At 56.6% G+C, this 24,189-nt stretch carries 17 protein-coding genes; 7 read left to right on the top strand and 10 right to left on the bottom strand.

Features of this window, described 5'->3' with window-relative positions:
- Positions 1–212: 212 nt before the first annotated feature.
- The 5 genes from OHL20_RS13455 to OHL20_RS13435 form a co-directional block, all read right to left on the bottom strand.
- Complete coding sequence (locus OHL20_RS13455) at positions 213–1,388, bottom strand: multicopper oxidase domain-containing protein (protein WP_263383692.1); 1,176 nt, start codon at positions 1,386–1,388, stop codon at positions 213–215.
- A 55-nt stretch (positions 1,389–1,443) separates the two neighbouring features.
- Positions 1,444–2,184: a CpsD/CapB family tyrosine-protein kinase gene (locus OHL20_RS13450; RefSeq protein WP_263383691.1), complete on the bottom strand. Its 741-nt coding sequence runs from the start codon at positions 2,182–2,184 to the stop codon at positions 1,444–1,446.
- A 26-nt stretch (positions 2,185–2,210) separates the two neighbouring features.
- Positions 2,211–3,749 (bottom strand): GumC family protein, encoded by a 1,539-nt coding sequence (locus OHL20_RS13445; protein ID WP_263383690.1) that lies wholly within the window; start codon positions 3,747–3,749, stop codon positions 2,211–2,213.
- Positions 3,750–3,773: 24 nt separating this feature from the next.
- On the bottom strand, positions 3,774–5,042 hold the full coding sequence (locus tag OHL20_RS13440; protein WP_263383689.1) for a hypothetical protein: 1,269 nt from the start codon (positions 5,040–5,042) through the stop codon (positions 3,774–3,776).
- 74 nt (positions 5,043–5,116) lie between these two features.
- Complete coding sequence (locus OHL20_RS13435; RefSeq protein ID WP_263383688.1) at positions 5,117–5,800, bottom strand: polysaccharide biosynthesis/export family protein; 684 nt, start codon at positions 5,798–5,800, stop codon at positions 5,117–5,119.
- A gap of 353 nt (positions 5,801–6,153) precedes the next feature.
- On the opposite strand from OHL20_RS13435, the gene OHL20_RS13430 reads away from it, so the two are divergent.
- The 6 genes from OHL20_RS13430 (at position 6,154) to OHL20_RS13405 (ending at position 11,751) form a co-directional block, all read left to right on the top strand.
- Positions 6,154–7,197, top strand: coding sequence for a Gfo/Idh/MocA family protein (locus OHL20_RS13430; RefSeq protein ID WP_263383687.1), 1,044 nt, complete (start codon positions 6,154–6,156; stop codon positions 7,195–7,197).
- A complete protein-coding gene (locus OHL20_RS13425; RefSeq protein WP_263383686.1) occupies positions 7,198–7,746 on the top strand; it encodes an acyltransferase in 549 nt (182 codons plus the stop codon).
- Complete coding sequence (locus OHL20_RS13420) at positions 7,743–8,849, top strand: DegT/DnrJ/EryC1/StrS family aminotransferase (RefSeq protein ID WP_263383685.1); 1,107 nt, start codon at positions 7,743–7,745, stop codon at positions 8,847–8,849. The genes OHL20_RS13425 and OHL20_RS13420 overlap by 4 nt, the downstream gene beginning before the upstream one ends.
- The gene (locus tag OHL20_RS13415; protein WP_263383684.1) at positions 8,839–9,519 is read left to right on the top strand and encodes an acyltransferase; all 681 of its coding nucleotides are present in this window, start codon (positions 8,839–8,841) and stop codon (positions 9,517–9,519) included. The genes OHL20_RS13420 and OHL20_RS13415 overlap by 11 nt, the downstream gene beginning before the upstream one ends.
- Positions 9,520–9,607: 88 nt before the next feature.
- The gene (locus OHL20_RS13410) at positions 9,608–10,597 is read left to right on the top strand and encodes an NAD-dependent epimerase/dehydratase family protein (RefSeq protein WP_263383683.1); all 990 of its coding nucleotides are present in this window, start codon (positions 9,608–9,610) and stop codon (positions 10,595–10,597) included.
- Entirely contained in the window at positions 10,594–11,751 is a 1,158-nt protein-coding gene (locus tag OHL20_RS13405; protein WP_263383682.1) for a DegT/DnrJ/EryC1/StrS family aminotransferase, read from the top strand. Before OHL20_RS13410 ends, OHL20_RS13405 begins: the two co-directional genes overlap by 4 nt.
- A gap of 89 nt (positions 11,752–11,840) precedes the next feature.
- On the opposite strand, the gene OHL20_RS13400 is transcribed toward OHL20_RS13405, so the two are convergent.
- The 5 genes from OHL20_RS13400 to OHL20_RS13380 form a co-directional block, all read right to left on the bottom strand.
- Positions 11,841–17,330, bottom strand: coding sequence for a DUF4082 domain-containing protein (locus OHL20_RS13400; protein WP_263383681.1), 5,490 nt, complete (start codon positions 17,328–17,330; stop codon positions 11,841–11,843).
- A 175-nt stretch (positions 17,331–17,505) separates the two neighbouring features.
- Complete coding sequence (locus OHL20_RS13395) at positions 17,506–18,885, bottom strand: nucleotide sugar dehydrogenase (protein ID WP_263383680.1); 1,380 nt, start codon at positions 18,883–18,885, stop codon at positions 17,506–17,508.
- A gap of 495 nt (positions 18,886–19,380) precedes the next feature.
- Positions 19,381–20,445 carry a rod shape-determining protein gene (locus OHL20_RS13390; protein WP_317890960.1) on the bottom strand — a complete coding sequence of 355 codons (1,065 nt, stop codon included), beginning with the start codon at positions 20,443–20,445 and terminating at the stop codon, positions 19,381–19,383.
- 96 nt (positions 20,446–20,541) lie between these two features.
- Positions 20,542–21,735: an acyltransferase family protein gene (locus OHL20_RS13385; protein WP_263383679.1), complete on the bottom strand. Its 1,194-nt coding sequence runs from the start codon at positions 21,733–21,735 to the stop codon at positions 20,542–20,544.
- Positions 21,736–21,740: 5 nt separating this feature from the next.
- Positions 21,741–22,934 (bottom strand): acyltransferase family protein, encoded by a 1,194-nt coding sequence (locus OHL20_RS13380; RefSeq protein ID WP_263383678.1) that lies wholly within the window; start codon positions 22,932–22,934, stop codon positions 21,741–21,743.
- Between the two features lie 120 nt (positions 22,935–23,054).
- On the opposite strand from OHL20_RS13380, the gene ald reads away from it, so the two are divergent.
- Entirely contained in the window at positions 23,055–24,179 is a 1,125-nt protein-coding gene (ald, locus tag OHL20_RS13375; RefSeq protein ID WP_263383677.1) for an alanine dehydrogenase, read from the top strand.
- The last annotated feature ends 10 nt before the right edge of the window (positions 24,180–24,189 follow it).

Below are 24,189 nucleotides of genomic sequence, written 5' to 3'. Positions count from 1 at the left end.
CATCAAGGCAAAGCAATTCAAACTAAGGTGTTCGGGTATTCACTAAGCAATTCAATGGCCAGCCCGTTTTTGTAAGGGTCTTGTCGTATTTCGAAATAGCTGTCAATTTCAACGGAGCGCCGTTCGTCCCATGTGGCATCTCGACTGCATCAGCCTGTTGCATGTGCAAGAGCCTGCATATAGTTGACGGAAACTAACATCGGTTAGCAGTCTTACGGAAGAACCTGATATCGCCCGACCATCCCACCCAGAAAATGCTCGCCGACATGGCAGTGAAAGAGCCAAATCCCTTCATTGGCAGGAACCATGTCGGCGATTGCCATGGCCATCGGACCAAGAAAAACGGAGTCCATTCGCATTTTGTTCCAGACAACAGTATTCCCATGCCAGTGAGCCATGTGAATGTCGTTTTCATTGCTGTTGGAGAGTAGATACCATCGCACCCGTTCACCTTTTCGCATCGTCACTAACGGCATATTCGCTTCGATATAGCCGTTGATGCTGTAGAGCGTGTTCTGTTTGAGAAAAACGGGGTCGTTGGCTGAGTTCCGAAAGTTGGGCTGTCTTGAGGTGTTCTTCTCAGAGAACCAGCTATTCGTCTCATCGAAGATGGAGAAATCTGTGATGAACTCCCGGTCTACATCCTTAGGAGAGCCATCCGGGCGAGCTTTTCCACGTGCCGTCACGATAATAGGACCAACCAGCCCAGTGTTGATGTCTGTCGATTCAACAAAGTGCGAATGGTACATCCACAGTACGGAGCTTCCATCCATCTCTGCCGGGCCACTGCTCTCCGGGACTGTCCATAGGTATACATAAGTCCCACCCGGAGTGATCTTGTCATCGGCTTTTGCCGACTGTGGCGTTCCGTCCTGATAAAGTGCGCCCTCTGCATCTTTCTTGTACTCCAGCCCGTGCGGATGCATGGTTACCGACAGGTGTGTGTTGTTTTTGAAGGTCACACGAACTGTATCGCCGACCTCCGCGCGGATCAGGGGCCCGAGCAGCCCAAGATGCTCCCACTGCTGCGGCCGCGTCTTCAAAGTCTTGAAGGTAGCATCCGTGTATTCCTTGTACACAGCCTTGTGGTACACGCGGTGAACGCTGCCGCCGGACTCATCATCCTCATTCTCGGTATGCGGTACCCCGGCCAGATTCTTGCCCTTCGGGGAGTAGTCCCAGTCCACCTCTTCCGCCGCAATGAAGTAGATCCGAATTACTCCGGGAGGCACGTCCTTTGTAGCGACTGCATCCCTGGACTGACTGGCGCTCACCGCTGGGGGAGCCGAGTGGGCGTGCATCTGAGCGTGCGCACGAACCGACATGGCCGGGAAACTTGCAAATATAAGAGAAAGCATAGTGACATATCGCAGTCCCAGGTAGGACATGTGTTCTCTCCCTCGCCTGAAAGGAACTGCGGTCGTGTCAAAAGGACACGGCGGCCTATAGTTTCGATGAGGACTGTTTGCCATAATACCCGTAGTATGAGCTGCCATCGATGGGCGAGTCGTTGACAACTACTCCCCAGAGCTTAGATCCGAGCACCTCCAGGGCCGGATCGACAAGAGCCTTGCTCGTCCTCTTTACACGCGCCACCATCAACGCTCCATCTACCGCGGAGATGACCTCGGCAACATCGGCCATCGGAATCACCGGGGCAAAGTCCAGGATGACCCACTGAAACATCGTCCGAAGCTCATCGAAGAGTGGGGTGAGCAGCGCAGGAGACAGGAACTGTCCCGGCGATGCACGACGCTGCACGATCCCTAGAATGTAGGGCGACGCTGGGCCGAAGTGACGCAAAGACTGCGCCACACTGCGTCTGCCAAGAAGCACATCTTCAACGCCGTCGACCTCGAACACATAATCTATAGTGCGGCCAACCCCTGGCGCCCTGAAGTCAAGGTCTACAAGGCACGTCGTCTGTCCGGCCGCAGCAAGGCTCCAAGCTAAGTTGACGGAGGTCAGCGTCTTTCCCTCCCCCGGCCCCGGGCTGGTCACAAGCATCACACCACCCTTGGGCCGCATGGTGCAGAGTCGCCCGCGAAGAATTTTGTATTGTTCGACGGCTAGACCCTCAGGCTCGGTAACATAAACCAGCTTGGAATTTCTAGCAGGCTCCAGCTTGATGTCGTGCCAGCCAAGGACAGGAAACGCCATGCCGTCAACTCTACGCTCAGACATACCACGCGTAATCTCTATCGCGGAATTCACAGGATTGGCCTCGTCTTTAGAAGGAATATCACCAGCAATCCGCACGTGAGTGCGGAGACCGTCAGCAATTGAATGCTCCGCAGTCGTCGATGACGAATATCAAAATGGCTGTCAATCGGCGGAATGGATCCCAACACTGGAATCTTGAAGGGCAGCATAGTCTTCAGCTCGACCTCGGATTTCACTGTCCCGTTCAGTATTTGTAACCCGACAGTGATTCCTGCAGGAATGATCAGCGCTGCCAGCAGGACAATTGCGAACAGCGGAAGGCGCTTCGGCCTTATGGGCTTCTCGGGTGCCTTCGCAAAGTCTAGAACCGTAAAGCGCTCGGCCTGCTGCTTCCGCTCCAACTGCTCCGACATTCCCGCCGAAAAGGTCTTGTCGAGCAGGGACTGGTAGTTCTGACGCGACGCCTCATAGTTTCGCGTTAGCTCCGCAAGCTGTGTTTCGAGCACCGGAACAGAATCGACTTTAGCTTGATACGAGTTACCCTGGCTGCTCATCGACGCCTCCATCTCGCGGCGTCTCTGCATCTCTTTGTCGATCAGGGAGAGTCGAAGCTCCGCGTTCGGGTCTAGCGCAGACGCCGTGCCGACCGGATCTTCAGGCATGCCAGCCAGCCGGACATCCAATGCCTTTAGCTGAGCGTTGACTGCGATCACATCAGGATAGGTATCGGTGAACTGCCTCTTCAAGTTCCATCGTTCTGTCTCAAGACGGCGTCGTTCAACCATCAGTCGACCGCGTTCTGTCAGGGCGGCCGGATCGCGCTGCTCCGGGGGCTTGGCTTGTGTGAGCATGATGCGTTCCTGATCAAGCCGGCTGATCGCATCAAGGTTGGCCTGCTCCTCAGTTTGCAGACGTGAGAGTGCCTGAATGTTTCCGCCCAATTGATCCGGAGTCGCCCCTGCATGTCCTCTCCGAAACTGCTCGAGTTGTGCTTCCTGCTTCTCCAGGCTCTCCTTGGCTTGTTCCAACTCGCTCGAGAGGAACTGCGTCGTCCCAAGTGCCTGTTGTTGACGCGCCTTAAGGTTCCAGTCGATGAAGCTGCTTGCCAAATCGTTCGCAATCTTTGCAACTAAGGCCCTGTCTTTGTCCTCATATGCGATGCTGAAGCTGCTCAGGCCCTGCTCCGGTTCGGGGCTTTGTTTGAGCTCGATCTTCGTGTGCTCCCGCATGTAGTCCAGAACCTCCTCCCGGGAGTGTGTCGCCCGCCATTGCGGGTAGAGATTATCTTTGTCGACAATCTCCTGAAGCCGTGAGGTGCTCAATACTTGCTGCGATAAGGTATTCATCCTGCCATTTGGATCAGAGGTCACCGTCGAAGAAACATAACGTTCCGGAATCTTCTGTGGATCTACAAGGATCGTCGTAGTCGCTCGATAGACGTTGGGGACCAGCGAAACGCCGACTGTGCCGATGAATGCCATTACGCTGGATGCCAGGATCAGCATCGCCCCAGCGTCCTTGATCGTGGCCATATGCTGCCCAAGAGAGAGGCCAGGCGGATTGTCCGATGCTTGTCGATGATCCATAGAGTGCTCCGTGCAACTTATCTCTTAACGAAAGATGTGCCCCGTCGTAGGTGACCAGGAGAGGGATAGCAGGACTACATTGCGCTGAACGTTAGCTCCGTCGCCCTCGCCGAGATAACCGCGATAGCTCAGCGAGGCGTTCAGCTCCGACCTGAGCTGGCGGTTGTAGACACACGCCACGTACGTCCCTCGGTACGAAGAAGTCAAAGCAGAGGCCTCACTATCCAATCGTCCCAAATCAACATTTAACGATCCCCGATTTCCAATCTGGCGCTGGTAGCCCGCGGCAACGCTGGTCTGCCATAAGCCCGGGCCGATATAGGAAGTAGCTGGCTGGCGAGATGCTAGTACATACATGTGGGAGCGACCCGTCAGAGCCATACTGAAGTTAGCACTGAAATTGACGCCCTGCTGTTTCTCGCAGGCAGTGGTATTGAGTTGGGGTCCTCCACTCAGCGTGAGCGACTCTCGCTGATTCCGCTCCCATTTCAGTCCCATCCCGATGCCAAAGCTCGAACAACTGATGTTGCCGTAGTAGCGCGATACTTGCCCATAACCGTCGATCGTCAGGGCTGGTCTCACAGTCCGCTCGTAGCTGAAGATAGCCGACGTAAGCCCATTGGTCTGCTGGAGCCCGGAGTAGCGGCTGTAGACACTGTCGATTTGCGCAACCAGTGCGCCGCGTTCGCTGGTGCGGTACCGAACATCTGCGCCCGCATCCAGGTACGTCGTGTTTCCTGCGTTCTGCAGATAGAGTGAAGAACCTGGATCTACAGCAGATACACCACCCACCGCTACGGTCTGCTGTGGGGCCAGGAAGCGTGTTGCGTCATTGCCAGAGCTTTCCGACATCTTGAATCCCCACTGCAGACGTTCACTCTCTGTACCGACCAGCTTGACTGACGCAACATTCACCGCTTGATTGGTATAGGAACTCGAGCTATAGCCAGTCATCGTTCTTTGATATTGAATAACGGTCTGCAGGCGAGCACGGTTGATCTGCAAGCCTACGGAGGGACTCACCGTGTAGAACGCCAGAGGCGTGTCCCCTGCCTGGCCACTTGGCGCACTATCCCACCCGCCCGCAACCGTCGCGCCATAGAACAAGCGGACATGCTGGGAGTCTCGCATGGAGATCAAGCCGCTTCCGTCCAGAGCCGTCGCGTATACCGGTGGCTGGTACTCTTCATTCCCTTGGATCACGTCTACTGGGCCTGTAGCTGCAGTCAGATGCTCATCGGCATCCGCCACAGTCGTGCTCGTCGACGTCTGTGTTGTCTGCTGCCCAGACACAACGGCGTTACAGAAACAGCCTAAGAAGCCAAGTAAGAGAAGAACTCTACGACATAGGTGATGCACTGTTCCTCCTATGGAACGATGACCGTATCACCGGGTTGTAGAGGTATATTCTGCTTTAGGTCTCCGTGGATCGCACTTACATAGTTGAATTTCAATCGCTCATTCTTTCTTAGGATGAGAATATTTTTGCGTTCGGCAAAGGCGTTAAGGCCGCCTGCCTCTGCAATCAATTGCAGAATTGTCGTCGGTACGATCAATGCATAGCCACCCGGCTTTCCAACCTGTCCGGTTACAAACACCTGGCGGCTTCTAATATCGACAACGCTCACCGTTACCTGGGCGCTCACCACGTAGGCGGAGAGCCGGGTCGTCAACATGCGCGCCAGTGCATCCGCCGTCATCCCGGCGACGTGGATGTCGCCCAGAAGTGGTAATGACACGAATCCGTCCGGACCGATCATCACGCTCTGTGAGAGCTCCGGGTTCTTCCATACGCTCACATGAATTACATCCGCGATTCCCAAGGCAAAGTGTGACGTCTCTCCGGAAAACAACTGGCTCGGGATCGTAGGACCGCTGTCAGTTGACGGCTCAGCACGGTGACTGGCCTCTACTGGCTGTGAAGAATCTGCTGTGGCGATCGCTGCATTTTGTGCATCGCAGCAGGTTCCCGCAGCAAATAGAAGAGCCGCCAGCATGCTCAACCGTTGTTTAGCCAAGAAAATCATTCGTTCGTCCAGGACCTCGCTCAAATACAGTGCACATGAGTGGCCAATGCGGAGATGGTTGCGCGACTCGGGCTTTAACTCCGGAACTCCAACGAATGAAACTTCTCGGCGTGACCCAGATGCTGCTGCAGATTCTGCACCGTTTTGCGCACTGTGCAAGTCGTTGTCTCGTGAAACGACATCTTTCGGTCGCACCACCCCAGGCGATAAAAGTGAGAACAACCGAAGAGTTGCGCTCGTCGCGACCGAATCAGCGCTACCAGTGACTCTTTGGACTTTGGTCACAGACGTGCTTCAACTCCAGCCATCACGGATGCAGACTGAGCGATCCCGACCTTCTGTGGACCACCTCTGCTTTCGTAGCTATTGGAGTGAACATGATCAAGTTCGGCGTAATCGGTTACGGCTACTGGGGGCCAAACCTCGTAAGAAATCTCTTTGAAGTTCCTCAAGCTCGCGTCGTTGCAGTCAGCGACATGCGAACAGAACGACTGGCTGAAGTGACCAGCCGCTATCCGTCCGTTGAGACAACTACGGATGTTCAAGATCTATTCGATAACCCAGCGATTGATGCGATCGCGATTGCGACCCCCGTCTCGACCCACTTCGATCTTGCGCTCCGGGCCTTGCGCAGCGGCAAGCATGTCATGCTCGAAAAACCGATGACCTCCACCTCAGAGCAGGCTCGGCGCCTCATCGATGAAGCGGCACGCCGCAACCTGACGCTCATGGTAGATCACACCTTTGTCTACACTGGGGCCGTTCGCAAGATGAAGGAGATTGTCACCTCTGGCAAGCTCGGCGACATCCTCTACTACGATTCCACCCGCATCAATCTCGGGCTCTTTCAGAGGGATGTCGATGTCATCTGGGATCTTGCCGTACATGACCTCGCAATCATGGACTACATACTTCCCTCCGGTCCCTGCGCCGTCTCCGCTACAGGTATCAACCACCAGTTCGGCGGCACCGAAAACCTTGCCTACATCACCATGTTTTTTGAGGGCAATCTTATTGCGCACCTTAACGTCAATTGGCTCTCGCCGGTCAAAGTTCGCCGCACTCTCGTCGGCGGCAGCAAGCAGATGATCGTCTACGACGATATGGAACCGAGTGAGAAGGTCAAGATCTACGACAAGGGCATCACTCTTAATAGCGGCACCGATTCCCTCTACAAAGCCCTCGTAGGCTATCGATCTGGCGATATGTTTGCTCCGCAACTTGACGTCTCTGAAGCTCTGAAGGTCGAAATACAACACTTCCTCGACTGCATCCAGACCGGCAAAGAACCGCTTACTGGCGGCCAGGCAGGTCTGCGCATCGTTGAAATTTTAGAGTGCGCCTCGCGTTCCATGAAGCAGCGCGGCAAGCTTGTTGAACTCGAGGCCTCCGATCTCATGCTGAGCCAGGGAGCCGCCTAGATGCCTCAGACTCTGGAAGCCGGCCCCGAACTCTCCGCCCTCGCTCTCCAATCGCGGTCCGCGGCGATGCCGGAGTACAGCCGGATCGCAAACGACGTCATCCTGGGTGAAAACGTTCGTCTCTTCGCCTTCGTTAATCTCTACGGTTGTTCGATCGGCGATAACAGCAAAATAGGCGCCTTCGTCGAGATTCAGAAGAACGTCACCCTTGGACGAAACGTGAAGGTGTCGAGTCATACCTTTATCTGCGAAGGCGTGCAAATCGAAGACGACGTCTTCATCGGCCACAATGTCTCGTTCATCAACGATCGCTATCCCCGCGCCACCACTGCCTCGGGCCGGTCTCAAACCGAGGCTGATTGGCAGGTCGTCGGCACGGAGGTCAGACGTGGCGCATCCATTGGCACCGGCAGCACTATCCTGTGCGGCATCACCATCGGTGAAGATGCGATCGTCGGTGCCGGAAGCGTCGTCACCCGCAGCGTTCCGCCAAATACCATTGTGGCCGGAAATCCCGCCCGCCACGTACGACGATTGGAGAGGTCATGAAAGTCCCGTTTGTCGACCTGCATAGTCTCCACTCTGGAATCGAGGATGAGTTGCGCAGCGTCTTCGAGAGAGTGCTTCGCGACTCTACGTTCGTTCTCGGACCGGAGGTCGTTCGCTTCGAACAGGAGTTCGCAGCCTATACCGGCACCACGCATTGCATCGCACTGAATAGCGGCACAGCAGCGCTTCAGCTTGTCCTCGCCTCGCTTGGTGTTGGACCTGGCGATGAAGTGATCACAGTCGCACACACCTTCATCGCCACCGCGGAGGCGATCACTGCTGTGGGTGCCACTCCGGTCTTCATCGATATTGATCCGGTCTATTACACGATGGATCCCGACCTCATCGAAGCCGCCATTACCCCACGAACTCGCGCCATCATTCCGGTTGATCTTTATGGCCAAGTCGCCGCCATGAGCCAAATCATCGCTATCGCAGATCGCCATGGTCTTGCGGTCGTCGAGGATGCCTGCCAGGCTCACGGCGCCGAGTACAACGGGCAGAAGGCAGGTTCATTCGGAGTTGCCGGGTGCTTCAGCTTCTATCCAGGTAAGAACCTCGGTGCCTGTGGGGAAGGTGGCGCAGTCACCACGAACGACGACGCGCTCGCCCGGAAGATTCGCCTGTGGCGTGACCATGGCTCTTCAAAGCGCTACGAGCATATCTTCCCAGGCTTGAACATGCGCATGGATGGTCTCCAGGGTGGTTTTCTCTCCGTAAAACTGAAGCACCTCGACCGCTGGAACGATCAGCGCCGCGAAGCAGCAGCAACCTACACCCACGCGCTCAAAGATCTGGACGTCACACTTCCCTCTGAACGAAGCGGTGCCCACCACGTCTATCATCTCTACGTTATTCAGTCTGATAATCGCGACCTACTGCGACAGCAACTCACCGATGCAGGCATCGAGACTGGTCTCCACTATCCCACCCCGCTCCACCTCCAGGAGGCATACCGTTCGCTTGGCTATAGCCTCGGCGATCTTCCCATCACCGAGCGCCTCAAGGACCGCATTATCTCCTTGCCTATGTACCCTGGACTTCGCACCGAGGCTATCTCGCACATCGCCCTCGAACTGATGGAGAGTTGCCATGCCTGCTAGCCTCGAAGAGATCGGTTTGCGGACGGTCCAGGCCGTCTTCGGAAGCGCCGAGATCACCAAAGATCCCATGTGGCAGCGCGATTACGCCGCTCATCTAAGAGCGCATTTCACGCTGACTGAACTCCTGGCGATGCACGCTCGCTATCGAGGCGCGGCCTCTTCATTTGATTCCCTTCAACTCACAAGCATCTACCAGGCCATGTGCGCCTCCGTTGGACACGGGCTGCGAGTAGAAGCTGATGTCGTCGTCAAGCACCCTGAAACCTTCGAGATTGGAGATGCCGTCTTCCTCGGCGCACAGACCATGATTCAGGGGCGCTTCGATGGCACCTGCAGAATCGGCAGTCACGTCTGGATTGGACCTCAATCCTACTTCGACGCTCGAAACCTCGTTATCGAGGATTATGTTGGATGGGGCCCCGGAGCCAAAGTTCTCGGATCGTCACATACTGGTCTGCCACTCGACACGCCCATCATTAAAACCGATCTCGAGATCAAGGCGGTCGTCATCGGCTTTGGCGCCGACATCGGCACCAACGCAACCATTCTTCCCGGAGTTCATGTCGGTGCGCATTCCATCGTCGGCGCAGGCGCTGTTGTGACGTCGGATGTCCCTGAATATGCGGTCGTAGCGGGAGTCCCGGCGCGGATCATACGGTATCGCCAGTAAGTTCAACCCACTGTACTCATTCCGACGGCAAGCATCAGGGCACGATGCCATGTAGAACAATTTATTCAGAAACCCAGAAAGAGAAACGATGAACCCAATACACGGAGCAACCATACTCATCACAGGCGGAGCAGGATTTGTCGGAAGCACCACGGCCGACCTTCTGCTTGATGCCGGTGCCGCAGAGATCCGCGTTCTCGACAACTTCGTTCGCGGCAATCTACGAAACCTGGAAGAAACGCGCCGCAAAGGTCGTGTCGTCGTGATGGAAGGAGATATCCGTGACGCCGAAGCTGTAGACGAAGCGACGCGCGGCGTTGACTACGTCTTTCACCAGGCAGCGTTGCGCATCACTCGTTGCGCCGAAGCTCCCCGCGAGGCCGTCGAGGTTTTGATGGGGGGCACCCTCAACGTCCTCGAAAGTGCGGTTCGCCATAACGTCAAAAAGATCGTCGCTGCCTCGTCAGCATCCGTCTATGGCGATCCTTCCTATCTTCCGATGGACGAGGCGCATCCCTTTAATAACCGGACTCTCTACGGAGCTGGAAAGATCGCAAACGAGCAGATGCTCCGTTCCTACTACGAGATGTTCCAACTACCTTACGTCGCCTTCCGCTACTTCAATATCTACGGACCTCGCATGGACCTCGACGGCTTCTATACAGAAGTACTTATCCGTTGGATCGACGCCATCGAAGCAGGTCAGCCACCAAAGATCTTTGGCGATGGAAAGCAGTCGATGGACTTCGTCTTTGTAGAGGACGTCGCCCGGGCCAATGTCGCCGGCCTCGTTGCCGATATCACCGACGAAGTCTTCAACGTCGGATTCGGTCTTCAGACCACACTCAACGAACTCTGTCATCTCCTCCTAAAGGTCACCGGTTCTTCATTACAGCCGGAGTATCACGTGAGCCGCAAGGTAAACAACGTCCAGACCCGACTCGCTGCGATCGACAAGGCCGAACGTCTGCTCAACTTCCGAGCAAAAACTGATCTCGAGGCCGGACTTCGCTCTCTCATAGCTTGGCGTCACACTGCCAAAGCAGATACGGCCGCCTGCGTCGGAGCCTCCGTATGAGCACACTCATCGCACCACCGCAGTCCATGATCCCCGTAGCTCGACCCTACATCGGCGTTGAAGAAGAGCAAGCCGTACTCGACGTCCTCCGCTCCGGCTGGGTTACCCAGGGTCCGCGCGTTATCGAGTTCGAACGACAGTTCGCTGCCTACGTCGGATGCGAGCACGCTGTGGCCGTCTCGTCCTGCACCACGGCCCTGCAACTCGCTCTCCTCGTACTCGGCATCGGCAGTGGCGATGATGTCATCTGCCCCAGTCTGTCTTTCATCGCAACGGCGAATGCAATCGTACACACAGGCGCAACGCCAGTCTTTGGCGATATTGATCTCGCCACCTACAATCTCGATGCCGACGAAATAGGAAAGCTGGTGTCCCCTCGCACGAAGGCGATCCTCGTTGTCCATCAGGTTGGTCTACCAGCAAATATGGACGCGATCATGGAGGTCGCTGCGAGATACGACCTGCCCGTCATTGAGGACGCGGCCTGTGCCATCGGGGCGACCTACAACGGCGCGCATATCGGCAATCTCGGAAACCTCACGTGCTTCAGCTTCCATCCACGGAAGATCCTGACCACTGGCGAGGGCGGCATGATCACGACCAACGATCCCGCTCTCGCCGAGCGCCTGCGCCGACTTCGCCAGCACGCCATGAGCCTCTCCGATGTGACACGTCATAATGCCACCAGCATCAGCACGGAGACCTACGACGAAGTAGGATTCAACTTCCGCATGACCGACATGCAGGCCGCCATTGGGGTCATTCAACTCGCACGACTTGATACCTTCCTTCAGCGGCGTCGTCACCTTGCGGAGCGATACACAGCAAGCCTGCGCATGCTTCCATGGCTGGTCACACCAGCTACTCCAGCAGAATCAAATCCGAACTACCAGTCCTACATGGTCAGGCTTCTCCCGCCTGTCGCCGCACAGCGCGATCACTTGATGCAGTACCTCCTCGATCGATCGATCTCCACCAGGCGATCCATTATGGCAATCCACCGCGAACTCCCGTACCGCTCGGACTCGAATGATGCAGCTCTACCCCGCACAAATCTCGCGACCGAGACTGGCCTGATCCTTCCCCTCTTTCACCAGATGACTGAGGCCGACCAGGACTACATCATCGAGACCATCCAGCACTTCACCCTGTAACTCGTCTCGATATCAGGCTCTTGCGGCGCTACGACCCTTACCTTAGTCGGCAAGGGCCGCAGTGCCCCAATCATTTGAAATTATGAAAGCTAGAATGAGAGAAAGTTAAGTGCTACGTTTGCGGTCTTGATCGTAGTGGACTGCGACGATGGCAGGATGATGTGACCGGACTTTGTTGGCGTAACGGTGTACGCACCGGCTGCCAAGCCGGTGAAGCTATACGCCCCCGACGCGCTGGCCACCACGGTCGCAGTGCTGGCGCCACTCAGCTTGACCGTCGCCCCAGACCCGCCTGCTCCCGAGATCGTTCCTGAGAGCGTAAACGTCTGTGCCACGGCCGTGAAGTTCGCAGTGCCGTTCGCTCCGTTGACGACGATCGCTGTGCTCGCAGGCGTAAACGTAAAGCCCGCCTTCGTTGGTGTCACCGTGTAGCTGCCGTTCGCCACTCCCGTGAAGGTATAGACACCAGCGCTCGTTGCCGTAACGGTCGCCGTTGCAGCGCCGGTCAGTTTGACGCTGGCTCCCGAACCACCAGCACCGCTGATAGTGCCCGTGATCGTGTAGGTCTTCACCGCCGACGTAAAGTTCGCCGTGGCATTCGCGCCATTGACGGTCACTGTCGTGGCCACCGGAGTGAAGGTGTAACCCGTCTTACTCGGCGTGACCGTATAGGAACCGTTCACGTGACCTGGAAAGCTATACGCCCCGGTACTGCTCGCTGTCGTCGTTGCGGTCGCCGCACCACTCAGAGCAACCGTAGCTCCAGATCCGCCTGCGCCGCTGATCGTACCTGAAATGGTAAATGCCGGTGCAAAGTTTGCCGTGGCATTCGCATTGTTTAGAGTGATCGCCGTACTGGCTGGCAGGTACGTGGTGCCAGACTTCGTCGGGGTCACCGTATAACTACCATTAGCAAGGCCCGCAAAACTGTAAGCGCCCGTGCTGCTCGCTGTCATTGTTGCGGTAGCCGCGCCACTCAGTTTGACCGTAGCTCCAGATCCCGAGGTGATCGTTCCACTAATCGAGTAAGTGATCAACGTCGCCTTGAATGCAGCGGCCGTAAGATTCGCCCCGTTCACAATGATCGACTCACTCGCAGGAGCTATTGTGTAGAGCGTGCTCGATGGCGTGATTACATACGATCCATTCGCCACTGAGGGGAAGCTGTAGGCTCCCGAAGCGTTTGTAGTTGTACTCGCCGTGGCCGCGCCCGTCAGCGCGACCGTCACTCCTGCACCGCCGGTGACTACGCCAGACACCACGTAAGACGCCGTCACAGCAGTATCCACAAAATTTACACCGAGTTGGTGAGACCCGCTCACGGTAACCGCCTGCGTTGCAGGAGTAAACGCCAGCCCTGCACCGCTTGCCTTTACCGTGTAGTTGCCGTCAACCAATCCACTGAAGCTATAAGAGCCCGACGCATTGGTAACCGCCGTAGCACTCGACGCTCCGCTCAGTGCCACGCTCACTCCTGATACAACGGCTCCGGTGATCGTCCCACCGATGCTGTGTGTCGAAGGCTTCGCGTAGATCGCATCCACCCAGTAGTTCGTGGCGTTATAGGACGATGTCGGGAAGCCGCTTGTCGCAGCGTTCAGGAAGACTCCGTCTCCAGCGCCCGCACCGTTCGAAAGAGCATGCAGTGGTGGCGTGTCGACTCCGGCACTAGCGAAGAATGCAGAGTCGGAAGAGTAACGTCCCACCGGGGTAAAGTAGGAAGCGACATACGTCGTCCCTGCTGTCACCGCCACAGGGCTTCCAAAGAAGACCTGCTGCCAGCCTGAACCGCTCTCACTCGTGAAGCTCGCCGACGCAAGCAGCGTTCCGGTCGTCGACCAGAGATTACCCAGGTGCGCTCCTGCATTAGCTGCACTCTTATAGAAGCGTATTCCGAGAATGTATCCGTCCGAGTCGGCGGTGATCTTTACGCCCAGCTCGTACGGCTGTGTATCGGCTGAATCGATTGTGCCAGGCTGCACCGATCCCGGCCAGATCGTGGTGCAGGGACAGATCGTTGGCACTGAGAAGTTCACGCCCGTCAGCGCAGCCGACCCTACCGTGACATTCTGATTGCCGGGAGTAAAGACAGTGCCGCTAAGCGAAGGGATGACTGAATAGGTTCCCGAATACGCGGTGAAGGAATAATTACCCGAACCATCCGCCACGGTCGTTGCAACCGTCGCACCTGCCGTGCTCATAAGGGCGACCGTTGCCCCCGCTCCACCGGCTACCGTCCCTGTAAGTGGATAGGCCTGCGCAGGCACATACACAACATCGACCCAGTAGTTTGTAGAAGCATAGGTGTTTGTCGGAAATGCACCGCTCGACGTATAGAGATATACCCCGTTCGCGCCATCAACTCCGTTGGCTAGCGCATGCAGCGGCGGGCTATCGACTCCTGCTGTTGCAAAATAATTGGTGTCGGCGGAGTAGTGGCCAGTCGGCGTAAAGTAGGACGCAATATACGTCGTATTGGCCTGCACTGAAATCGGTGATGCAAAGGTGACACTCTGCCAGCCAGACGCTGACTCATTCGTGAATGTTGCGCTGCCAAGCTGCACACCCGCACTCGTCCACAAATGTCCAATATGTGTTCCTGTGTTCGCGCCAGCCTTGTAGAACCTCACGCCGGTGATCAGCCCCGCACTATCAGCCCGGAACTTGACTCCCAGTTCAACCGGTGTCGCGTCGTTTGCATCGATCAAACCCGGCACGGCGGAGGGTTGCCAGATGGACGAGCAGTTACAGAGCACGCCAGCAAAATTCACCGCACTGGCGCTGCTTCCAGACAGCGTCACGGTCTGCGAACCCGGAGTAAAGCTGTAACCCGTAAGGATAGGCGTTACTGTAAACGTCCCACCAAGTAAACCCGTGAAGGAATAATTTCCGGAAGCGTTTGTAGTCGTCGTTGCGGTCGTTGATCCAGTCAAGTTGACTGTCACACCGCCGCCGCCGCTTATCGTTCCTGCGATGCTCAGCGGATTGGTTACGACGGCTGTAAAGTTCACCCCGGTAACAACACCCCCGTTGATCACCACCGTCTGAGCGGCTGGGGTAAACGTGACACCAGGGTTGCTCGGTGTAACACTGTACGTTCCATTGACCAGGCCGCTGAAGGTAAACGCACCATTGGCATCTGCGACGGCGGCCGAAGACTCTGGTCCGCTCAGGGTCAACGTGGCCCCCACGCCTCCATAGCCGCTCACCGTTCCGGACATGTTATACGTGTTGGACGAGGTGTAAATCACATCAACCCAGTAGTTCGTCGCAAGGTTGCCGGACGACGGAAATCCGCCGGTCGTACCATAAGTAAACACACCATCCGGACCGTCGACCCCGTTCGCCAGGATATGGACCGGTGGATCGTCGATGCCTGTTTGCTGGAACGCATATTGGTCAGCGGAGTAGTGCCCCGCTGGTGCAAAGTACGACACTACGTAGGTCGTGTTCGCAACAACCGGTATCGGTGCCGAGAAGTTCACCGCCTGCCAGCCCGAGGCACTCTCGCCGACAAAGTTGGCGGTACCTAGCTGCGTTCCACTGCTCGACCAGATGTGCCCTACGTGCTGTCCCGTGTTTGCGGCAGCCTTGTAAAACCGCACACCCAGAACAGAACCGTTTGAGTCTGCTCGGAATTTCATCCCAACCTCAACCGCTGTTCCATCACCACTGTCAGCATTTACGGGAGCAGCGGAAGCATTGAAGCCGCCGCACGGACATACTTGCGGGGATACCGTTACGAGCTGTCCGTTGTGCTGCGCTTCAAGATTGCCGCTATCGTCTACTGCCCTGCTCAGAAGCGTCGTCGAACCGACTACCGATGGCGTCCAGGTATAGGTCCAGGTCGCTCGTCCAGTTGCAGGATGCCATGTCGTTCCATTGTCACTGGAGAATTCCACTGCTGCAACCACGCCCCCGACATCGTGCGCCGTTCCCGTCACCGTCACCGTGCTTCCCGCATTCAGAGCGGCACCAGCGGCCGGCGATGTAATGCTAGAGGTAGGCGGCGTCACATCTGTAGACGCCGTTGCCGCCACAATACCTGCCTGCAGCGTTGTTGGCTGCACGCCCATGTCAGCAAAAAGATTTACCGTTGCCTGCTGCATCGTCGCACTAGGAGCCGGCGTCGTGAAGTTGAATGGATTCTGATGATTGCTGTTCAGGCCCCACGACCAGTTGATCGTCCCTGCACTGAACACCAGCGCGCCGCTCGGTGCACGATAAAACGTCATGTGGTGCACAGCATTACCCGCCCCATAGGTTGCACCATAGTCAAGCAACAGGTCCGAGGTTAGCGTGTACGACGAACTCGACAAGTCGAACAGACCGGCAGGACGGAAACCATTATCAGCATCCGTATCCCATTCGTATCCAATCGAACCAGGAGGCAAGGTGAGGGTCGCATTCGTACCAAGGGTCGCCGCAGCAGTGTTGCGCCAGAAGCGCATCGCGCCTTCAGCCGCGGGAATTTTCATCGTCAGGCTTCCGTCGTTGTCAGCACCGGTCCCGTTGACTACGAACAACGTACCGGTCACCGCATTCTCCGGAATACCCCCATCAGCAGGCGGACTGAAGCTCGGATCACGGTAGGTTCCCGTCCACGTGGGAGGGTCGCTCGGATCGATCTTTGCAAATGCAAGCGTCTCCTTGTAACAGACCAGTGTTCGATTCGGAGTATTCGTCCCATCAATGCTGTTTTCCCAACGCGTCTTCCAGAACATAGTGTTGCCGCTAAAGAACGCCAGGTTTACACCCGCATCGCGCGCCGCCTGGACGTTCGTTCGCTGAGTACCAGCCCAGTATTCATCATGGCCTGAGTCCATATACAGCTTGTGATTCTGGATCAACGTCCCGCTCCGGGTCGCATCGACGCCCGTAGAGTAGGTCACATCGTAGCCGTTCTGCTCAAGCCACTGAATCATCGGGAACTCGGGACCGAACAGCCACGTGTCCGACTCCTGCGCGAAACCGCGCGTCAAGAATGGCCGGTTGTAGCTCACCTTGTACGAACGCGCACTCAGATTAAAATTCGGAGACGCAGGACCATACAGGCTTCCTCCGCCATAGTAGTTGTAGGCCTGCCACGTCTCATCCGAGGTCTGGTAAAGAATGGCTGAGTGACTCGTATCGTTACGCACGACGAAGACGACATGACTGTCGCCGCCAGTATCGGTTCGAACTAAGTGCGCGAAGTAGACGCCGGAGACAGCCGTCGCCGGCACCTGCCACGTCGCGGACACCGCCCAGTTACCGCAGTCCACAAGGCCAACGCTGGCATCCGTCATGCAGGCTGGCTGGCTCTGCGCCTGCGGAAGGGACACGGAGAGATTGGCCACCTTGCGTGCTCCGAGCCCACCGTAGTAGCCCACCCGATAGATCGAGAGCGTATACGCAAGCGCAGTCGTATTAATTTTGAACGTAACTGTGCCGCCTTGGTTCACGCTGATGTCCGTGGCAAAACCCTGAATCGTCGGGTCTCCACCATCCGGTGTATTCAGGTCCCATTCGCTCGACGGATTACCGGTCAGACAGTTCTCCGCCACGATTGCATTCGCAGGAGCACTGCACTGTGCCAACCCGGCTCTGCCAACGCAGCACAGCGCGAAAACAAAGAGGAACGCCATCCCACACGAGTTGCGGCGCGATAGTACATTCTTTAAATTCAGCATGATTCTCACATCCCTAAGCGTCAACGCTCGATCTATCTCTTGCACGGCCCGGCTGATCTTTCACTGCTCCACGATCAGTGCTTCAGCAGCGAACAATCTTCCTTGAGCGAATGCCCTTCGTAGCGTTTCGCGTATCGACCACCAGCACCGAACTCTCGACAATCTGCTTGTAGTCGTAGTCTGAGTGGTCCGTCATAATCAGAACGCAGTCATACTGGTCCAGATTCTCAAGCGGTGTACTTCTCATGTTCAGGTTGTACTTGCGCCCCTTACCCACCATCGGCACGTAAGGATCGTTATAAACGACATCGCAGCCACGCTCCCGGAGCAACTCCATCGTCCGCAAAGAGGGCGACTCGCGCAGGTCGTCAATGTCGCGCTTGTACGCCATTCCCAACATCAGGACCTTCGCCCCGTTCATCGCCTTGTTGTGCTTGTTTAGACCTTCCGCCACGTAGTTAACGACATGACCCGGCATCGCCTCGTTCACCTCACCTGCAAGTTCAATAAAGCGCAGATTGAAGTCGAACTCCTTCGCCTTCCAGCTAAGGTAAAACGGGTCAATCGGAATGCAGTGGCCACCAAGCCCTGGTCCCGGAAAGAAGGGATGAAAGCCGAACGGCTTCGTAGCCGCAGCGTCGATCACCTCCCATATGTCCACATCCATCTTCAACGAGAGCAGCTTTAGCTCGTTCACCAGCGCGATGTTTACGCAGCGATAGATATTCTCCAGCAGCTTCGTCATCTCCGCCACCCGCGTCGACGACACACGAACCGCTCGCGTAAAGATCCCCTCATACAAAACCGCTGCCATCTCCGTTGCGATCGCCTCGTGCCCGCCAACCACCTTCGGGATATCTCGGCGCGCAATCGTATCGTTCCCTGGGTCTTCCCGCTCTGGTGAGAACGCGACGTAGAAGACCTCCTGCTCCTCCGGCACTCCGGGTCCTTGCGCCTTCAGTCCGCGTAGGTTTTCCGCCTCGAGGATCGGGATGACCAACTCTTCCGTCGTCCCTGGATACGTCGTGCTCTCCAGAATGACCAGTTGCCCCTCACGGAGCCACGGCGCAATCGAACGCGACGTCTCCTCAACAAAGCTCAGGTCCGGCTCCCGATGCTCACGGAGCGGCGTCGGCACACACATGATCACCGCATCCATATCCGAGATATGCGCGAAGTCGTTCGTGGCCTTGAAACCGCGCCCGAGCGCGCACTGAATCTCTTCCTGCGGGATGCGCCGAATATAAGTTCGACCAGCCGTCAGGTCCTCGACCTTCGTCATGTCGATATCGAACCCGGTAACCTTGAAGCCCGCTTCGGCAAGCAACATCGACAGTGGAAGTCCTACATAGCCAAGGCCAATCACACCGACCTTCGCGGTATGGTTTTCTAGACGCTCAAGGCGCTTCTGCGTACTAATCGGCAGGCTGGTATTTTCCAGCAAAGGTGATGCACAGATCATGGGAGGGCTCCGAATGCGATGCAGCAACTCGCACCTGAAACCCAATTTGCACGTTGCGTACCAAATCGAAAAAGCGCCTCAAGAGGCACTTTGCAGGCAATATTCAGCGCGGCACAGTGCAATATGTGCAAACCTCTGCATAACCTTGCCATGCAGAAAACGCATGCGTCACAGTTCTGGCATCATTGACGCAAACCCAGATTGTCGGAACGGCACCAGTCAGAAGTAGATTCCAACAAGGCTCGCCGCGTTCCGCGCCACCCGCCCAACCGGGTTCACACGCAAAGGCACCGAGACTACAAGCGGCTGGACCTGTCCAGCGAAGCGACAACAAGTCGCGTCACTTCCCATCTGGAAAATGAGTTTAGCGCGCCGAAAGGTCCGCCGCACCGGTCAGACCAGCCGTAGCTAACAGAGTCATTCCGCCTGCTAACCTACTCAAAACAGGGTAAAGCGAACAGCCGAACGCATCGAGCAGACTCAACAAACCACGATCTAGTCAATCGAAATCTTGCGCAGCAGTTTGAAGTCGCTCAGCATCTTGCCTGTACCAAGCACCACGCTTGCAAGCGGATCGTCCGCAATCGATACCGGCAAGCCTGTCTCCTCACGAATCCGCTTATCCAGATTCTTGATCAGCGCTCCACCACCCGTCAGCACGATGCCGCGATCAGAAATATCGGCCGAAAGCTCCGGCGGCGTCCGCTCAAGCGCGACTCGGATCGCATTGATAATCGTCGCAATGCACTCACCCAGGGCCTCGCGGATCTCCGAATCCTCAATCGTAATCGTCTTCGGAACGCCTTCGATCAGGTTCCGGCCCTTCACTTCCATGTGGATCGGCTTGTCCAGCGGATACGCCGAACCCAGCACAATCTTGATCTGCTCTGCCGTCCGCTCACCGATCAGCAGGTTGTATTTCCGCTTCAGATACGTCATTACGGCTTCGTCCATCTGATTTCCAGCCATACGAACCGACCGCGAATACACGATGCCCGCCAGCGAGATCACCGCGATATCCGTCGTGCCGCCACCAATATCGACGACCATGTTGCCGCCCGGCTCCGTAATCGGCAGCCCGGCCCCAATCGCCGCGACCATAGCCTGCTCCACGAGATGCACCTCGGAGGCCTTGGCCCGGTAAGCCGAATCCATAACAGCACGCTTTTCTACCTGCGTAATCTCGGATGGAACCCCAATCACGATCCGCGGATGCACCATCATCTTGCGGTTATGCGCCTTCTGGATGAAGTAGTTCAACATCTTCTCGGTATGCCGAAAGTCAGCAATAACGCCGTCCTTCATCGGCTTAATGGCCACAATGTTGCCCGGCGTACGCCCAAGCATCTCTTTGGCCTCTTTACCGACAGCCTCAACCTCGTTCGTGATCTTATTCACCGCGATAATCGACGGCTCATTGACGATAATGCCCTTACCATGGGCAAACACAAGCGTATTCGCGGTGCCAAGGTCGATGGCAAGATCGCTGGAGAAAAGGCTGAAGAGCGAGCGCATGTTGTGGATGCGCGAGTACCGCATTTGAAAGCCGTTCGATGACATGAGAAGGTTCGATTCCTGACTAGGGCGCTTCGATTAGTGTACCGCCTCCGAGTAGAGGAAAATCTCGGGGATTTCACCTCCCGAAGACGACTCCCTTCACTTCAGCCGGTAGCCATGTTTATGGGCAGCTGACTCCAGATCGTAAGGAAAATGTCGCTTCAGCCTCAAAAACCGGACCTCATAGAGGTCGTAGCTCAGCTTTGCCGCTAGAAAGACACAGGCGAACGTAATCAGAAATGTGACAACGACAGCGAGATTCCCGGAATCCAGTTTGTGCGCAAGGTAGAGGCGAAGCCGTATCCACTCCTCAAAGAAGAGGATATGCAGGATAAAAAACCCATAGCTGTACCGGCCAAAGTAGCGCAGCGGCCGCATCCCGAAGAACCGGTAGGCCACCGACCCCGCCCGTAGCGTGCATCCCACCAGCCCGGCCGACGCAACCGCCACAAAGAGCACCCCTACCGATCGCGTCAGCGCCGCCCCAAACCCCGACGGCAGCAGCAGGATCGTCATCACCACCATCGTCGCAGCCAGAAATATCCACCGGCAGGCACGCTGCCACTGATCCGCCCGTTCCCCTCGCAGCAGCAGCGCCAGTATCCCGCCCATGAGGATCGTATCCAGCCGAAACGGCAAAGTATGGTTCGTCCAACGCTCCGCCACAACGCTATGAAGGCTATAGACAACAATCGTTCGGGCAATAAACGAAATCGCGCATAGCCCAATCGCGATCCAAAGCACACGCGCCCGGTCCCGCACCCACCAGACGATCAGCGGCCAGAACAGATAAAACTGCTCCTCTACATACAGCGACCAGAAATGACTGATCAAAACCGAGGCCCTCGGATGCACCGCACTCGGAATCACATACAAACTCAAGTTGCTCGTCGCAAAGAAGTTCCCGATATAGATCAGGAACGTCAACTGCATCCATCGCCACCTGTAGTGCACAATCGGCGTCAGCAGCAAAAGCACAATAGCGACCAGGTAAAAGATCGGCAGGATACGGATCGCCCGCCGCCCAAAGAAGCGTTTGAAGAAATGTGAGTCCGCCTGCGTGTCGTAGAGAATCCCCGTAATCAGAAACCCCGACAGCACAAACGTAAGGTCGAGCGAGAACCAGCACTGCTCCCGAACCCACTCCAGCAGCCGGACGGCTCTGCCTCCCGTAAAACCGCCGCCATAGTGGACAAAAAATATCAGCGTCAGCGCAAATGCGCGAATTCCTCCCAACGCCGGGAAGTTAGTCCGAAAATCGACTGGCTCGAAATAGCGTGCAGGTGCAGCCAAAAGACTCACTCCGTCGTGAACGCGTGCTGATGCGTCGCCATCTCTGAATCATATTCAAAGTGTTTCTTGAGCCTTAAAAATCGAACCTCGAACAGGTCATAGCTCAACTTCGCCAGCATCAGCGTCATAGGAAAGCACGCAAAGATGCAAAACAAAATGGCCAGGTCGACCGAGTGCAGCCGCCGCGACATGTAGATCCGCAAGGAACTCCAGGCGGTCGAGTAAAGCACGTGAAAAATATAGAAGCCGTAGCTATACTTGCCCAGGTACCGCAGCGTTCTGTTCGAGAAGAGTCGAAACGGCAGCGAGCCGTCCCGCAACGTGCCGCCGATCAATCCCACGCACGCAAGCGCAACGATACTCAGCCCCACAGACTGAATCATCAACGAGCGATAAAGCTGCGGCAGCATCAAGATAACCGCCAGAAGGAAGCACGCGGTCAGGAAAACCCATCTGCAGGCTCGCTGCCAGCCATCCACGATCTGCCCTCGCAACACCAGCGCAAGCACACCGCCCATCAGCATCGTATCCAGCCGAAACGGCAGGGTATGAAACGTCCACGTCTCTGCGATCGGACTACGGTATACCCACACTACATAGGTACGCACCAGCAGGGTCAACACCGATATGCCGGCAGCCGTCTGGATCAGCCTCACCCGGTTCGGTATCCAAAGCACGAAAAATGGCCAAACAAGATAAAACTGCTCCTCAATACACAGCGACCAGAAGTGACCGAACGACACGTTGAACACCGGCGAAATCGAACTCCGAATTAGCATCAGCGTCGGATCGTAGATCGTGAAGAAGTTGCCAACATAGATGAGGAACATGCTCTGCGGCCACCGAAGCCGGTAGTGCAAAATCGGTGTCAACAGAAGAACGATCACCACCACGAGGTAGAAAATCGGCAAGATTCGAATCACACGCCGAGCAAAAAATCGCTTCAAAAAATGAGAATCGCCCCGCGTGTCAAAAAGAATGCCCGTGATCAGGAAGCCTGACAGCACGAACCACAGATCCACACTCACCCAGCCCATATCGCGCATCCGCTTGATGATGTGGCCGACGGCTCCCTGCCCCAGGCCGCCGCTGTAGTGGGTCAGAAACACAATAATCAGCGCAAACCCACGCATCCCATCCAGCGCGGGGAACCGCATCCTGAAATTGATTGGAGAGAAGAAGCGTGCTGGCGAACTCATACGGGTACCGGGCTCCGCTGCCCATCAATCGGCTGGTCTTTAGTAATCGAAGTATACCCACGCCGTCTCACACCATGACAAATCGAAACCTCTCATACAATTGAGACTGAGGGACTGAAAATGATCATCGGTGTACCCAAGGAAGTAAAAGATCACGAAAGCCGCGTGGGCGTAACCCCGGCAGGCGCAAAAGCTCTGGTAGAGGCAGGCCATAAGGTGCTGGTCGAGACGAACGCAGGCGCTCTTTCCGCCATGCCCGACGACGAATACCAGGCATCCGGCGCAGAGATCGTCGGCTCAGCCTACGACGTCTGGCGTCTCGCCGACATGATCGTCAAGGTCAAGGAGCCGACCGAAAAAGAGTATCGTCACTTCCGCGAAGGCCTCGTCCTCTTCACCTATCTCCACCTCGCACCCATCGTCGATCTCACCAACGCGCTCCTTGAGAAGAAGGTCACCGGCATCGCCTACGAGACCGTTCGCGATCGCTTCGGAGCCCTCCCACTCCTCATTCCGATGAGCGAAGTCGCCGGCCGCATGAGCGTCCAGGTCGGCGCGGCCTATCTCGAGAAGGAGCACGGCGGTCGCGGCGTCCTCCTCGGCGGCGTCCCCGGCGTAGCACCCGGCAACGTCTGCGTCATTGGCGGCGGTATCGTCGGCACCAACGCAGCGAAGATCGCCCTCGGCATGGGCGCGAAGGTCACCCTGCTCGACAACAGCCTCAACCGTCTCCGCGAGCTCGACGACATCTTCGGTGGCCGCGTCTACACCGTGTACAGCAACAGCTACAACGTCGAGAAGGCCGTCTGCGAAGCCGACCTCGTCATCGGCGGCGTCCTCATTCCAGGCGCGGCTGCTCCCAAGATTGTCACCAAGGCCATGGTCGCAAAGATGAAGAAAGGCGCAGTCATCGTTGACGTCGCCATCGATCAGGGCGGCTGCATCGAAACCGCACGCCCCACCACCCACAGCGACCCCTCCTACGAGGTCAACGGCGTCGTCCACTATTGCGTCACCAACATGCCCGCCGCCGTCCCCAACACCTCCACGCTTGCGCTCACCAATGCCACCTTCCCCTACCTCCTCAAACTCGCCCGCATGGGAGCCGTCGCAGCCATCCAGGAAGACAAAGGCATCGCTGAGGGCGTCAACACCTACAACGGCGTTCTTACCTACGAAGCTGTGGCCCAGGCACAATCGCGAGATTGGACCCCCGTCAGCGATCTGCTTAGCGCCGCAAAGTGACACCAGCCGT

It is taken from the genome of Granulicella arctica (assembly GCF_025685605.1).
In the GTDB taxonomy this organism is placed as follows: Bacteria; Acidobacteriota; Terriglobia; order Terriglobales; family Acidobacteriaceae; genus Edaphobacter; species Edaphobacter arcticus.
Note: the sequence above shows the minus strand (reverse complement) of the source record. Positions and strands in the feature narration are given on the sequence as shown.